The organism is Pseudoduganella dura, assembly GCF_009727155.1.
GTDB classification, from domain to species: domain Bacteria; phylum Pseudomonadota; class Gammaproteobacteria; order Burkholderiales; family Burkholderiaceae_D; genus Rugamonas; species Rugamonas dura.
In genome coordinates, this window is the sequence record NZ_WNWM01000002.1 from 6,244,702 (window position 1) to 6,258,684 (window position 13,983).

The 13,983-nt window shown below is 68.2% G+C and carries 11 protein-coding genes and 1 pseudogene; 7 read left to right on the forward strand and 5 right to left on the reverse strand.

Features of this window, described 5'->3' with window-relative positions; genetic code table 11:
• Positions 1-9 precede the first annotated feature (9 nt).
• The 3 genes from GJV26_RS27050 to GJV26_RS27060 all read left to right on the forward strand — a co-directional run bounded on the left by GJV26_RS27050 (position 10) and on the right by GJV26_RS27060 (position 2,132).
• On the forward strand, positions 10-1,269 hold the full coding sequence (locus GJV26_RS27050; RefSeq protein WP_155711689.1) for an acyl-CoA dehydrogenase family protein: 1,260 nt from the start codon (positions 10-12) through the stop codon (positions 1,267-1,269).
• A gap of 168 nt (positions 1,270-1,437) precedes the next feature.
• Positions 1,438-1,884: a hypothetical protein gene (locus GJV26_RS30005; protein ID WP_189442197.1), complete on the forward strand. Its 447-nt coding sequence runs from the start codon at positions 1,438-1,440 to the stop codon at positions 1,882-1,884.
• Positions 1,881-2,132 (forward strand): hypothetical protein, encoded by a 252-nt coding sequence (locus GJV26_RS27060; protein ID WP_155711690.1) that lies wholly within the window; start codon positions 1,881-1,883, stop codon positions 2,130-2,132. Before GJV26_RS30005 ends, GJV26_RS27060 begins: the two co-directional genes overlap by 4 nt.
• A gap of 107 nt (positions 2,133-2,239) precedes the next feature.
• Here GJV26_RS27060 and GJV26_RS27065 read toward each other — a convergent pair whose 3' ends face one another.
• From GJV26_RS27065 to GJV26_RS27080, 4 genes are all read right to left on the reverse strand, one after another.
• Positions 2,240-2,386 (reverse strand): hypothetical protein, encoded by a 147-nt coding sequence (locus GJV26_RS27065; protein WP_155711691.1) that lies wholly within the window; start codon positions 2,384-2,386, stop codon positions 2,240-2,242.
• A gap of 453 nt (positions 2,387-2,839) precedes the next feature.
• Positions 2,840-2,998, reverse strand: a complete 159-nt coding sequence (locus GJV26_RS27070; RefSeq protein ID WP_155711692.1) for a hypothetical protein — start codon at positions 2,996-2,998, stop codon at positions 2,840-2,842.
• 230 nt (positions 2,999-3,228) lie between these two features.
• Complete coding sequence (locus tag GJV26_RS27075; protein ID WP_155711693.1) at positions 3,229-4,836, reverse strand: enterochelin esterase domain-containing protein; 1,608 nt, start codon at positions 4,834-4,836, stop codon at positions 3,229-3,231.
• Positions 4,836-6,857, reverse strand: coding sequence for a TonB-dependent receptor domain-containing protein (locus GJV26_RS27080; protein ID WP_155711694.1), 2,022 nt, complete (start codon positions 6,855-6,857; stop codon positions 4,836-4,838). Before GJV26_RS27080 ends, GJV26_RS27075 begins: the two co-directional genes overlap by 1 nt.
• Positions 6,858-6,948: 91 nt before the next feature.
• Here GJV26_RS27080 and GJV26_RS27085 point away from each other — a divergent pair, with 91 nt between their 5' ends.
• The 4 genes from GJV26_RS27085 to GJV26_RS27100 all read left to right on the forward strand — a co-directional run bounded on the left by GJV26_RS27085 (position 6,949) and on the right by GJV26_RS27100 (position 11,102).
• The gene (locus GJV26_RS27085) at positions 6,949-7,992 is read left to right on the forward strand and encodes a helix-turn-helix transcriptional regulator (protein WP_173346288.1); all 1,044 of its coding nucleotides are present in this window, start codon (positions 6,949-6,951) and stop codon (positions 7,990-7,992) included.
• Between the two features lie 175 nt (positions 7,993-8,167).
• The gene (locus GJV26_RS27090; protein ID WP_155711696.1) at positions 8,168-8,608 is read left to right on the forward strand and encodes a KGG domain-containing protein; all 441 of its coding nucleotides are present in this window, start codon (positions 8,168-8,170) and stop codon (positions 8,606-8,608) included.
• Positions 8,609-8,878: 270 nt separating this feature from the next.
• Positions 8,879-10,231: a PQQ-dependent sugar dehydrogenase gene (locus GJV26_RS27095; protein WP_173346289.1), complete on the forward strand. Its 1,353-nt coding sequence runs from the start codon at positions 8,879-8,881 to the stop codon at positions 10,229-10,231.
• Positions 10,232-10,301: 70 nt separating this feature from the next.
• The gene (locus GJV26_RS27100) at positions 10,302-11,102 is read left to right on the forward strand and encodes a ferritin-like domain-containing protein (protein WP_155711698.1); all 801 of its coding nucleotides are present in this window, start codon (positions 10,302-10,304) and stop codon (positions 11,100-11,102) included.
• A gap of 25 nt (positions 11,103-11,127) precedes the next feature.
• Here GJV26_RS27100 and GJV26_RS27110 read toward each other — a convergent pair.
• Positions 11,128-13,970 (reverse strand): annotated as a pseudogene (locus tag GJV26_RS27110) (bifunctional diguanylate cyclase/phosphodiesterase).
• Between the last annotated feature and the right edge of the window lie 13 nt (positions 13,971-13,983).

Genomic DNA, 13,983 nt, shown 5'->3' on the forward strand with positions numbered 1-13,983 from the left:
GGAGGACCGATGAGCGAACTCCATGCACCCGTGCGCGCCGCGCAGCGTCCCGCCGATACGCACGACGCGGGCCTGCGAGCCCTGACGGACGATGCGCTGCGCGCCCGCTTCCAGCCCATCTTCGACCGCATCGCGCTCGGCGCCGTGGAGCGCGAGCAGGAGCGCCGGCTGCCGTTCGAGGAAGTCCGCTGGCTGCGCGAGGCCGGCTTCGGCGCGCTGCGCATTCCGCGCCGCTACGGCGGCCTGGGCGCCACGCTGCCGCAGTTCTTCACGCTGCTGCTGGAACTGGCGACCGCCGATTCCAACGTGTCGCACCTGCTGCGCGGCCATTTCTCGTTTCTCGAGAGCCGCCTGAACCACGAGGACGAAGCCACGCGCGCATTCTGGTTCCCGAAGGTGGTCGACGGCGCGCTGATCGGCTATGCGATGGCCGAGCAGTCGGCCACCAGCGCCGTCGGCACGACGATCGTCCGCGATGAAGAAAGCGGTTGGCTGTTGACCGGCAAGAAGTTCTACAGCACCGGCACCATCTATGCCGACTGGATCGTGGCCACGGCGATGGATGGCGGGCAGCTTGCCAGCCTGGCGTTCCCGGCCACGCTGCCCGGGGTGACCCGGCTCGACGACTGGGACGGCTTCGGCCAGCGGATGACGGGCAGCGGCACCACCGTGTTCGACAACGTGCGGCTGCGCGAAGAGCATGTGGTGCGGCGTTTCGACAGCACGCTGCCGGCGTCGTATAACAAGGGCTTCCTGCAGCTGGTGCTGCTGACCAGCATGGCCGGCGCGGCCCGGGCCGGGCTGCGCGAGGCGGTCGGCTTTGTCCAGCACAAGACCCGCGCGTTCGACGTGCCGCGCGAATCGAGCCCGCGGCACGACCCGCTGGTGCAGCGCGTGGTGGGGCGGCTGGCCAGCCTGTCCTACGCGGCGGACAGCCTGGTCGACGGCGTGGCGCGCGCGCTGGAAGAAACCTGGCAGCGCGCGCAGGCGGGAACGGCGGACGATGCGCTGTATGCCGCCACGGAAATCAAGGCGTTCCAGGCGCAGCAGGTGGTCATCGACCTGGTGATGCAGGCCACCACGCTGCTGTTCGAAGTGGGCGGCGCGTCGGCGACGGGCGAGGCGCGCCGGCTCGACCGCCACTGGCGCAACGCGCGCACGGCGGCATCGCACAACCCTGCCATCTTCCGCGAGCGGATGATCGGCGATTACTGGCTGAACGGAACGGTGCCGCCGAGAATGCCGGCGGTGGCGCCCGCAAGCGGCTGAAGCGCGCCGGCGGGTGCCGTGCCGGCCGTGGTTACAATCGATGACAGTTTTTTATCTGCCAGCCGCTACCATGATGGATACCGCGGCCGCCACAGGCGCCCGCCGCATGCGGCGCTTATCGCCGTTATTGCCATTTCTCGCCGGTACAACAACCTGAAAGGCTCGCAGATGATTCCCTTCCCCTTCGTGGTCCTCGCCCCGCAGTTCCATTTTCCGTTCAGCGGCGCGGTGTCGCAGGCCATCGACCCGGACGTGACGTGGTTCCAGAACACGATCCGGCCGGGCGCCGGCAACGCCCGGATCGAACGGCGCGCGTTCGAAGAAGTGGCGTCGTACGGCAAGCAGCTGGGCCTGATCACCGACGTGCTGCTGGAACAGGCTGCCCGCATGCCCGGCGCGGAGTCGGAGCCTGTGCGCAAGCTGCGTGCCATGCGCGAGCAGGTCGAGGACATCAAGGCACAGGAGTACGGAATGGAGACTCGCGAACTGGTGGGGCGGGTGCTGCGCATGTTGCAGCACGGCGGCCCCGAGCTCGCCCTGCTGGCACGCCAGATGGACACGGCGCCCGAAGCGGCGTCGCGACGGATCGAATCGCAACAGGTGGAGCCCCAATGATGAGCAAACGTCAGTTGAGAAGAAACAGCGACATGGAAGCCCTGGTGCGCCAGGGCCTGGTGGTTGACGCCCAGCGCGGCGCTGCCAATGCGTGGGTGTACATGGCCGCGCAGGGCGTGCCGCGCAACGTGATCGTGCGCGTGCTGTCCGCGCCGGACAACCGGCGCGACGGCGACCGGTTCGCGGTGGAATCGACACGGCAGCCACCGCCGCCGGTGCGGGTGAGGGCGCCGCGGCACGCTCATTGAGGGGCAGCGTGCCGGTCCGCCCCGGGCCTCGCGCTAGTCGACGGCGTCCACAGAAGTACAAAAGCCTCCGCAAGCGGAGGCTTTTGCATGACTGCGGCAGTTGAAGCTTACAGCGGAGGCAGCGGGCCGTTCACGTACGGGGCGCCAGCCAGTTCGATGGCGCGGCGGACTTCGGCGAGGAACGACGAAACCAGGCGGGCGAAAGTCGAGGTTTCGGTAGCGGCTTCGAAGCGGTGTGCGGTCGTGGTGTTCATGGTAAGGCTCCTGTATTCGTTTGCGGTGTTTGCGTCTTCGCGATGATTGAATCTTACGCGCACCCAAGATATATGGCCAATTTTGATTTCCCATGCCTGCGATAATCAATTCATATAACACTGGCGGCCGTTATCACTGTTTCTTTTGGTAAATTATACGTTCCCGTTATGTCTGGCAATTGCCATGACGTCGTTCGGTAATGATCGTGAATGTTTGATCCCTTCATGCACCGTGGCCGCTGCAGGCGCGTGACGACCGACGTTCCGGCGACGTGCCGATCAGGGAATGTGGAAGGAAACGGAAACGGAAACGGGAACGGCGACAGGCCGGGTTGCAGGCCGGTGCGGCCGGCAGGGAGGGCGCCGGCGCTCGGGGAAGACGGTTTGGCGGGAGGTGGAGCGGAAAGTACGGGACCGAAGGGCCATGCGTGGCAGCTTGCGGTCCCCGCAGGCTTACAGCGGCGGCAGCGGGCCGTTCAGGTATGGCGCGCCATACTGCTTGATGGCGTTGCGGATGAAGGCCGAGACAGCGCTGGCGGCGCGGACAAGGGCGGAGCCGGCTTTCGGCGCGGCGGTATTGGCGGCGGGGTTGGCAGTAATGGTGGCGTTCATGGCGGTTCCTGGAGTCGTTGGCGTGATGCAATTGGCGTGATGCAGTGAACGAATCGTACGCAAAGCCCAGTTATACGGCCAATTTTAAGTTCAGATGTTGGCTATAATTTTTTTGGATAACTCTTCGGCATGCATGCGCGCGGCGCCTCTGCTGTTACCGCGATTCCGGTTGGCAGGCGCCGGCTTGCCTGGATCGATGCAAATCGATCGGCGCCCGCCACCGGTTCCCGTTACTTCATCCGCTCCGGCTTGCGCAGCAGTTCGGCCAGGCCATCCCCCAGGCTGCCGCGCCAGTGGTAGAAGTCGTGCCCGGCGGCGAATTCGCGGTGCGCGACATCGTAACCTTTTGCCCGCAGTACGTCGCGCAGGTGCCGGGTGGTGTCGAGGATGCCGGGCGAGCCGGCGCGGCCCGTTTCGAACAGGCCCGCTTCGAGCAGGAAGCTCACCGGCGCCTTCGGCGCGACGGCGAACTCGCGCGTCAGCCATGCCGGTTCCGCGCCGGCGGGCGACCACCAGAACGAGCCGGACTGGCTGTACACGTTGCCGAACAGCTCCGGGTGCCGGAAGCCCGCCCAGGCGGCGGCCAGGCCGCCGTAGCTGGCACCGGCGATCACGGTCTTCGCGGCCTCGGCATGCACGCCGCGGGCGCGGGCCCAGGGCATCAGTTCCGCGGAGAGGAACCGCGCGAACGAGGCATTGGGCGGCAACTCGGCACCCCGGGCCTCGCCGCTCGGGTTGGCGATCAGGATCGCCGCGGTCGGCGGCAGCGTGCCGCTGGCCACCAGGTTGTCGAGGATCACCGGTGTCGGCACCTCCTCGGTGAAGTTCTCGGCATCGAACAGAACCACCAGCGCGTTGCCGGCCGCGCCGGTCTGCCAGCCATGCGAACGGTACAGCACGATGTCGCGCTCGTTGCCGAGCGCCGTGCTGGCCAGCCGCAGCGTTTCCACCGTGCCGGCCGCGATTCCGGCACGCGGCTCGACCCACTTCTGCGGCGGTGCGGCCGGCAGTTCCAGCACCGAGTAGCCGTCGAACCGATCGAGCGGTTTCGCGGGGAAGCTGCGCGGGTTCAGCGGATCGCGCTGCGCCGTCGACAGGATCGCGCGGCGGCGCTGCGTGGGCGTGCCGTCGAACTCGGGCACGTCCGGCGCCAGCCGGTACGACAGGCGGGTGCTGGCCGGCACCCGGTAGCTGCGGTACCAGACATCGCTGCCGTCCAGCCGCGCCAACGCATCGTGGTCCGCCGACGGCGCGCCGATCACCCGCACGTTGCCGGCGGCGCCGCGCCACAGGAACGTGACCAGCAGCTCGTCCCCGCCCGGTGCCGGGGCGATATCCGCCGGCTCGACCAGCGGTCCGCCCGCCGCCGCCGCTTCGGCCCAGAACGCATCCGTGCCGTTGCCGGCTGCCAGCGATCGCTGCAGCGCGCGCAGCCGCGGGCTGTCGGGGACCGTCGCGGGCGCGACCTGCGCGGCGAGCGGCACCTGCCGCGTCAAGGCCAGTTCATAGGCGCCCGCTACCGGCGCGCGCACATCGAGCGTGTAGGGCCCGCGCTCGCCGGCGATGAACATGAAGTCCTGGTGGTCGCGCCGGCCCTTGGCGAGGATGCGGGCACGCTTGCCGTCGCGGTCGAGCAGCACCAGGCGCATCGCCTTGCCGGCGAGCCGGCCCTGCACGAAGTCGCCCGGCGCCAGCGGCACCGGGTGTTCCCGGTGCGTCTGCGCGGCCAGTTCGCCGGTAAAACGGGGCAGGGGATCGGGGGCGGGGGCTGCCGCGGCGAATCCGGCGGCGCCCCACAGCAGCGGCCACGCCGCGATCGATGCCAGCAGCCGGCGCATCAGAATTTCGCCAGCAGCGACACGAACAGCCGCCGGCCCTGTTCGTTGAAATCGGCCGACACGTCGCGTTGCGTGCCCCGGTCGTCAACGTTCAGCACGCCGCCGCTGACGGTGTACCGGCCCGCGCGGTATGCCGCCGACAGGTCGGCCACCGTGTAGCCGCCCTTGCGCAGCAGGTTCACGCCGCTGGAGGGCACGTTCAGGTACTGTTCGCCGATGTAGCGCAAGGTGGCCGACGTGTTCCATGCCTGCGCCGGCTGCCAGTCGAGCGACGCGTTGGCATTCATGCGCGGCCGATAGACGAGCGGCAGGGGCGTGGCGCCGCTCGTGTTTTTCGTGTCCGTGTACGTGTAGTTGAGGCGGCCGACCAGCGTGTCCGTCAAGGTCGCCCGCAGGCTCGCCTCGACCCCGCGGGTGCGCACGCTGGCGATGTTCTGGTAGGCGAACACGGGCCGGCCGTCGGGCAGGAAGCCCTTGAAATTGTCATACGACGGGGCCAGCGCGCGGTCGGACGTGCGGCTGGTGATGTCGATCATGTCCCTTAGCTTGTTGTGGAACGCCGTCACGCCGCCGGCCAGCCTGCCCCGTTCGTACAGGATGCCCAGCTCCTTGCTGGTGCTCGTTTCCGGCTTCAGGTCCGGGCTGCCGATGATGTAGCAGCCCACGGTGGCGCTGCCGCACGATACCGAGCCCCAGCTGGCGGAGCCCTGCAGCAGCGTCGGGGCGCGGAAGGCCCGTGCCCAGCCGCCCTTGACCGTCCACGCCGGTGCCGCGTGCCACACGGCATAGGCGCGCGGGCTGTGGTGGCCGCCGAAGTTCTCGTGGTGGTCGTAGCGGTCGCCCAGCGTCAGGCGCACGTCGCCCGGCAGCGCGATTTCATCCTCGACGAACAGGGCTTCCTGTTTCACCGCGATATTCGGGTTGCTCCGGAAGCCCGGCGTGCCGGGCAGGCCGGTGACGTTGGCGGGATCGTGCAGCTTTTCGCGCCGCGCCTCGCCGCCCACGGTCAGCGTGTGGCCGGCCGCGTCCCATGGCAGCACCAGCTTGCCGTTGATCGTGTCGTTGCGCGCCTCGTTCGGGTTGGTCTGCCCGGTGACGGTGCCGACCAGGTTCCGCGTCTTGTCCAGGTTGATCGAGATGTCGGAGCGGCCAAAGGCGTAACGGCCCGTGTGGCTCAGCGAGCCGGCATCGCGTTCCAGGATGAAGCCGCCGTGGTCGCGCCGGCTGGTGTCGTAACCCAGCTTGACCTCGTGGCCGGTGGCAGGCAGCCAGGACAGCAGCGCGCCGTACTGCCGGTTGGCGATCAGCGGCATGCCCGCCTGCGCCACGCCATTGACGGGCGCGTTGACCCGGCCATCGCCGTCGCGCTTGTCGTAGCCTGCGGAAACGCGCAGGCCCAGCACGTCCGGGATCAGCGGACCGCTGGCGCTGACGCTGGCCGAGCGGGTATCGCCGGCCTCGTCGTCGCGCGGCGCCACGGCATCGAGCTTGACGCTGCCGCGCCATGTCTTGCCGACCTTGCGCGTGATGATGTTGACCACGCCGCCGATCGCATCCGAACCATACAGCGACGACATCGGCCCGCGCACCACCTCGATCCGTTCGATCTCGGTCGTGGGCACCCAGCCGGTGTCGTAGTCGTTGCCGCGGAAGCTGGCGCTGGTGGAATTGACGCGCTTGCCGTCGACAAGGAACAGCGTGTATGCCGCGCCCAGCCCGCGCAGCTGCACGCCGGGCACCTGGTTGCCGCTGCGCGACAAGGATACCCCTTCGATCGTGCCGAGCAATTCAGCCACTTCGAGCACGGGTCGCTTCTCGATGTCGGCGCGGGTCAGCACCGAGATGCTGGCCGGCGCATCGCGCACGGTCTGCTCCTGCGTGGAAGCCGTCACCACCACGGTCTGGAGCGGTTCGGCTTCCTGGGCGAAGGCGGGCGATGCCGCCCCGGCATACAGGCCCGAGTACAGGGTTGAAAACAGGGCGCTGGCCAGCGGCAGGCGGCGAAGGACTGCGGATTTCATCGGCTCTCCATGAATGCGAATGATTCTTATTTGCTGAAGGGCGGAATTGTGGCAGACTGTTGCCGAAGTAATGTTTGCGAAAAAAAATAAAATGATTGAGACCGGAAAAACCGCCGCGCACGCGTGCGGCAGCACACGGTATGTCACCAGGGCCGACCTGGTGCGCAGCGCGGCGATGCTGGGCGCCGCCTACACGTTCAACGACAGCGCGCCGGCCGACGAACGGGTCCTGCACGGGCAGTTCGACACGCTCAGGCTGCGCCCCGGCCTGATCCTGCATGCCGCCTGCGTGCAGGACCTGCGGACGATGGCCACCAGCAACCAGCTCGATCCCGGCGTGAAGATCGTGCTGCTGGTCGATGGCGCCACCGACCTGTCGTTCGGCCATCACCGCTTCCAGCTGGGGCCTTGCGGCGCCGATCCGGCCCAGCGGGGCGGCGGCGCGCTGGTCAACCTGGCCGAGGAAGACCTGTTCTCCCGACGCTGGCAGGCCGGCCGCGCGGAACGCAAGGTCAGCCTGACGCTGACGCCGGAGTGGATGGAAGAAGGCGGACTGGCCACCCACGGCGACCATGGGGCGCTGCGCGCATTCTGCCGCGAACATCTGTCGCGCCGGCCGTGGACACTGTCGGCGCGGGCACGCGGGCTGGCGCGACAGATCCTCGAGCCGGCATCGTTCCTGCCGGGACTGGAGCGCCTGCGACTGGAAGCGCGCTGCATCGAACTGGCCGCCGAAGCACTGGGCGCGATCGGCGATGCGGGGCCTGCCAGGGGCGGGCTGCGCGCTGTCGACCGGCGGCGCCTGTGCCGGCTGGAAGAGCTGCTGCGTGCCGCCGGCAATGCGGAAATGTCGATGGCCGGCATCGCGCGCGAGCTGGGCACCAATCCTGTTTCGCTGCAGGCCCTGACGCGCCAGGCGTGGGGCTGCTCCGTGTTCGGGCGGCTGCGAACGCTGCGGCTGGAACGGGCCCGCGACGCCTTGCTCGATGGCGCCAGTGTCGGAGAAGCCGCCGCCGTCGCCGGCTACGCGGCCGCCACCAATTTCGCCACCGCCTATCGAAAACATTTCGGTACCACGCCACGGCAGGCGGCCCGAACGCGCACCGATTGTGAATTCGTTGCCATGGCCAGGTGAACTTTCCCACTCGGCCATGGGGCACTGTCCTACGTTCCGGTAGGGACACGGCTTATAAAAAAACCGCCGGGCCCGGCCTACCATGCACACTCCTTCTCGCGACCTGGCAAATCCGGGTCGCATAAAGGATGTGCAGTTTCCATCCCAATATTTACCAATATCCAAGGAGATCGTCATGGCAGCCAACCGTTCGAGCAACAACAACCCGCAGGGCAACAATCAGTCCACGCAAGCGAAGGGCAACAGCCAGTCGGGCAACCGCGGCAACGGCCAGGGCGGTGGTGTCGCCAATCGCGGCTTCGCATCGATGGACCCGCAGCGCCAGCGCGAAATCGCCGCCGAAGGGGGCCGCGCCGCCCATGCCTCGGGCAATGCGCATGAATTCACTTCCGAAGAGGCGCGCCGCGCCGGCGCGCTGAGCCACAAGAACGACGGCAACCGCCAGAGCGCATCGGCTGGCAACGGCCAGTCGGGCAATCGCGGCAACAGCCAGGCGGACAACAGCCAGTCCGCCGGCAACCAGTCCGGCAACCGGCAGGGTAGCAAGGGTGTGCAGGGCGGCACGCCTGAACAGCACGCCGCCGCCGGGCGCCAGAGCCACAAGCACTCCCGCTGACCTTTCGGCCCGCGGTGACCGGAAGCCGCCTTCGGGCGGCTTTTTTGCGTGGTCGAGACAGAGGCGTCCCCCTCGCAAGCAAGAGCGGAGCACGCTTGTCGGCCTGCCGATAGTGGCGCATGATTTTCAGGCATCACTTCCAAGCCGCATCCACCAACGACGGAGACCGCCATGACCCGCACCTCGATTCGTTTGATGCCTCCTGCTATCTGCTCGCCGCTTCGCCGACCGCGCCCCGCCGCCGTACCCGGCGCCACCACTGGCACGGTCGTGAAACCCATTGCCGCGGTTGCCCTGTCGCTTCTCGCCGTTGCGGCGCCGGCGCAGAACGTACCGATCCCGGATCCGATTCCCGGCACGCTGCCGGCCAGCGCGGTCAATGTCACGCTGCGGCCGCTGCTGTCCAACCTGGCCGCGCCGGTCGCGGGAGCGGTGGCACCGGGCGAGCCCGACAGCCTGTACATCGTCGACCAGGTCGGCAAGATCTGGAAGGCGCCGGTCGGCGGGTTGGGGCCGAAGAAGTCGTCGGCGCCGTTCCTCGACGTGGGCAGCCGCCTCGTGCCGCTTAACAATCGCGACGAACGGGGCCTGCTGGGTCTGGCGTTCCATCCCGATTACACGAGCAACGGCCGCTTCTACCTGTTCACATCCGAACCGGCGCAGGGGCTGGCCGACTTTTCCACGCAGCCGGCCGGTGTCGCCCCGGTAAACCACAGCGTGGTGTCGGAATGGCGCGTGTCGAACCCGGGCAGCGCGAACCCGGTGGTGGATCCCGCCAGCGTGCGCGTGCTGATGCGCATCGACAAGCCGCAGGGCAACCACAACGGCGGCGCGCTGGCGTTCGGGCCGGACCGGCTGCTGTACATTTCGCTGGGCGACGGCGGCGCCGGCGACGACCAGGGTCCCGGCCATGCGCCCGAGGGCAACGCGCAGAGCCTGGCGCCGGGCAATGTGCTGGGCAAGATCCTGCGGATCGATCCGCTGGGCAGCAATTCCGCCAATGGCGCCTATGGCATCCCGGCCGACAATCCGTTCGTGGGCAGGGATGGCGCGGACGAGATCTTCGCCTATGGCCTGCGCAACCCGTTCCGCATGGCGTTCGACAGCGAGGGCACGCTGTGGGCCGGCGACGTGGGGCAGGGGGCGATCGAGGAAGTCAATCACATCGTTTCCGGCGGCAACTACGGCTGGCGCATCAAGGAGGGCAGCTTCCTGTTCGATGCCAACGGCACGGCGGGCGGCTTCGTCCACGCGGCGAGCCCCGGCGCTCCGGCCGGGCTGATCGACCCGGTGGCCGAGTACGATCACCGCGACGGCGCAGGCCAGATCGTGCTCCGGCAGGCGGTGATCGGCGGCTTCGTCTATGCCGGCAACTCGATCCCGCAATTGCACGGCCAATACGTGTTTGCCGACTATATCGGCAACGACGGCACCGGCAAGCTGCTGACGCTGGGCGTGCGCAACCGGGTCGAGCGGCTGATCGCGCCGAAGCGCAACCCGCTCGGCATTCCGGTGCTGGGCCTGGCGCAGGATGCCGCTGGAGAAATCTATGTGCTGGGCAACGCCGACGGCACCACTGGCGGCAATACCGGCGTGGTATTGCGGCTGGGCGGGTTGCGCTGACGGCGATGCGGGCCGCGGCCGGGCCGGCCGTTTGCTACACTGCGGCATTTTGCATTGCAAGAGGTCGCCGATGGCTCCCATTCCCGAACTGCGCGCCTGGGCGCGCCACTGCCTGCTGGAAGCCGATCCGGTCGTGAAAACCGACGAAGTGGCGCGCATGGCCGCCGCACGGGCTGCCGGCGCCTGCGCGCTGGATACTGCCGCCATGCTGGCCGATTCGCCGGCGATCCCCGGGCGCCCGGCGCGCCCCGAACTGGTGGCGCCGAAGGATGTCGGCCGCCGCTCGATGGCCACGCCCGAAGGGCGCGCCATGCTGGTCCATGCGCTGGCGCACATCGAATTCAATGCCGTCAACCTGGCGCTCGACGCGCTGTGGCGTTTCACGGACATGCCGGCGCCGTACTATGCCGACTGGCTGCGCGTGGCGAGCGAGGAAGCCACGCATTTCCGGCTGCTTGCCGCGCACCTGGCCACGCTCGGCCATGGCTATGGCGATTTTCCCGGCCACAACAGCCTGTGGGAGATGGTGGCGAAAACGCGTGGCGACGTGACGGCGCGGATGGCGCTGGTGCCGCGCACGCTGGAGGCGCGCGGCCTCGATGCGATTCCGCCGCTGCGCGCGAAGCTGGCACAGGCCGGCGATCTCGCCGCCGCGCGAATCCTCGACATCATCCTGCGCGACGAAGTGGGCCACGTGGAAATCGGCAATCGCTGGTACGGCTGGCTGTGCGAGCGGCAGGGGCTGGAACCGTATGCGACGTACGACGAACTGGTGGAGCGCTACAAGGCGCCGGTGCCGAAGGGCCCGTTCAACCTGGAGGCGCGGCGCCGGGCCGGGTTCAGCGACAGGGAGCTGGAACGGTTCGCCTGAGGGGCGTCGCCGCCGACTCCGCCTCTCAAGCGCTGCGCTTTTCCCGCTGGCGCCGCCGGATTTCCACCTGCACGCCCGACGCGTCGAGCGGCGTGGCGATGTAGTAGCCCTGCAGTTCGTCGCATTGCAGCCGCGACAGTACCTCCGCCTGCTCGGGCCGCTCGACACCCTCGGCCACCACCTTCATGCCCAGCGCATGGGCCATCGTGATGATCGCCTTGAACAGGATCTCGCCCTGGCCGTCGTGTCCCAGGCGGCGCGTGAACGATTTGTCGACCTTCAGCAGGTCGAAGTCGAGCTGCTGCAGCATCGACAGCGACGAGTAGCCCGTGCCGAAATCGTCGACCAGCAGCCGTATGCCCAATGCGTGCATTGCCTGCAGGTGTTCCGCCGTGCGTTCCGGATCGCGGATCATCGTCGATTCGGTCAGCTCGATCTCGACCCGCGCGGGGGAATGCCATGCCGTTCCAGCGCCTCCAGGAACAGCGCGTGCATGTCGCGCTCGTTGAACTGGCGGCTCGAGACATTGATCGAGACCGGCAGCGGCGGGCAGCCGTCGCGCGTCCAGGCGGCGATCTGGGCGCACACGCTTTCCACCACCACTTCGCCCAGCGGCACGATCATGCCGGTCTCCTCGGCCAGCGGAATGAACTCGTCCGGGTACAGCAGCCCGGCCGCGGGATGGTTCCAGCGCACCAGCGCCTCGAGGCTCACGGCATGTTGCGTGGCCGCGTCGACCCGCACCTGGTAATGCATGACGAACTGGTTATCGGCGATCGCCGCCTGCAGTTCGTTTTCGCGCTGCTTGCGCTGCCGCATCGCGCCGTAGAAGGCCGGGTCGAAGAACCGGCAGCCGTTCTTGCCACTGGTCTTGACTTCGTACATGGCGATATCCGCGTGGCGCAGCAACATGTCGACATCCTGCGCGTCGCCCGGGCACATGCTTATACCCACCGAGGCGCCGACGGACGCGGTGCCGGCGCCGATCGCCACGCCCGCATGGAAGGCCTGCAGCACGCGCGCGGCCACCTGCGCCGCCTCGGCGGTGCCGTGCAGGTTCTCAAGGATGACGATGAACTCGTCGCCGCCGAGCCGGGCCACGTGGTCGCCCGGCCGCACCGCCACTTTCAGGCGGCGCGCCACGATCTGCAGCAGTTCGTCGCCGGCGGCGTGGCCGAACGTGTCGTTGACGGCCTTGAAACCGTCCAGGTCGACGAACAGCACCGCCAGCGACTTGCCGCCAGCCTTGGCGCGGGCCACCGCGTCCGGCAGGCACTTGCCGACCCAGGCGCGGTTCGGCAGCCCGGTCAGCGTATCCTCGAAGTTCTTGCGCTCGAGGTTCGACACGTGGGCGCGTTCCAGCGTCACGTCGCGCAGCGTCACCGCCAGCACGTCGCCGGAGCGCCGCACCTTGATGCGCACATGCGTGGTCTTGCCGTCGCGCTGCGATTCCAGGTCGCCCTCGGCGCTGCCATGTGCCATCGCCTGGGCCAGCAGCGTCACGGCCGGCTCGACCGGGATATCGCGCGACAGCGCGGAAACCCGCTTGCCGATCAGTTCCTCGCGCGTACTGTTCGATAGCGCCGCGCCCTGTTCGTTGCAGTCGACCGTCACGTAATCGATTACATTGCCGCTGCCGTCACGCACCGGCGCGGTGATGAAGAATCCCTCGGTGCTGGCCTCGGTGGCCTTGCGGTAGGCATCCTGCGCCACCGTGAGCCGGTAGCGCTGCAGGGCCAGTCGCCCGGACATCGTCATGCCCGCCAGCACGAAGATCAGCAGTGCGACCGAGGCGCCGGTGGCTGTCTGGCGCGAAGCGCGCTCCCGTTCGCGCACCAGCGCCATCGCATGGGGCTGGTCGGCACCGGCCAGCACCATCAGCGGAAAGCCGTCCACCGCCTGCCAGCCGACGTAGCGGCTGATCCCGTCGCCGAATTCGTTGCCCCGGACGAGGGCACTGCCGCCGGCGCTGGCCAGGGCCTGCCGCAGCGACATCGGCAGCAGCTCGATGCGCCGGAACGATTCGCCCAGCTTGAAGGCGCGCAGCATGCCGTCGCTGCCGACGGCGGCCAGGAAACCGTGCGTGCCAAGCCGCGATGGGTCGAAATCGGCGATCAGGTTGTCGGGGTCGACCGATACCACGGCCACGCCGGCGAATTCGCCGTCCCTGTCGAGCAGCTTGCGGGAGAACCGCACGATATAGTGCAGGCGCGCCTCGTCGGGGATGGGCATGCCGATGAACATGTCGTCGGCCGCGCGCAACTGCTGGTTGGCGAAGAAGGGCAGCTGGTCCACCCTGCGCAGTTCTGCTGCCGACCACAGGCCGGGCGCGTTCGTCATGCGTAGCCGCGCATCGGCGCCGAACACGCTGATCTTGAGTGGCACGCCCGCCGGGTCGGCCACCTTGCCGAACTGGTCGAGCTTCATCGTGCCGTCGAGCGCCTGCCACTGCAGGCGGATCATCAGCAGCACCTGGTCGATCATCGCCAGGTTGCCGCGGGTTTGCGTGGCCCGCTCGGTGGCGATCTTCAGCGTCGACTCGAGCGCCTGGCGCTCGGCGGCATCGCGCTCCCGGCTGAAATTTCCCAAAAGCAGCAGCCACGACGCGCCGGCGATCAGCAGCCCGGCAATCGGCCACAACAGAATGAACACGAGGTAAGGGCGCAATGCCGCCATCGGTGGCGGACGCAGGCTGGCGAACCCGAATGGCATGTCGATCCCAGTTATCCGGCGCCGGCGGCACGGGCTAGCACCATGCCAGCAAGCATACTCCTGATGACGGCGGTGCACAGGCTGGAGGTATAACGAAACGCAACAATCCGGCAGCGGCCATACCGCCAGCATCGCTATAATCGGCCGAGATATCATCTTTTGATATACC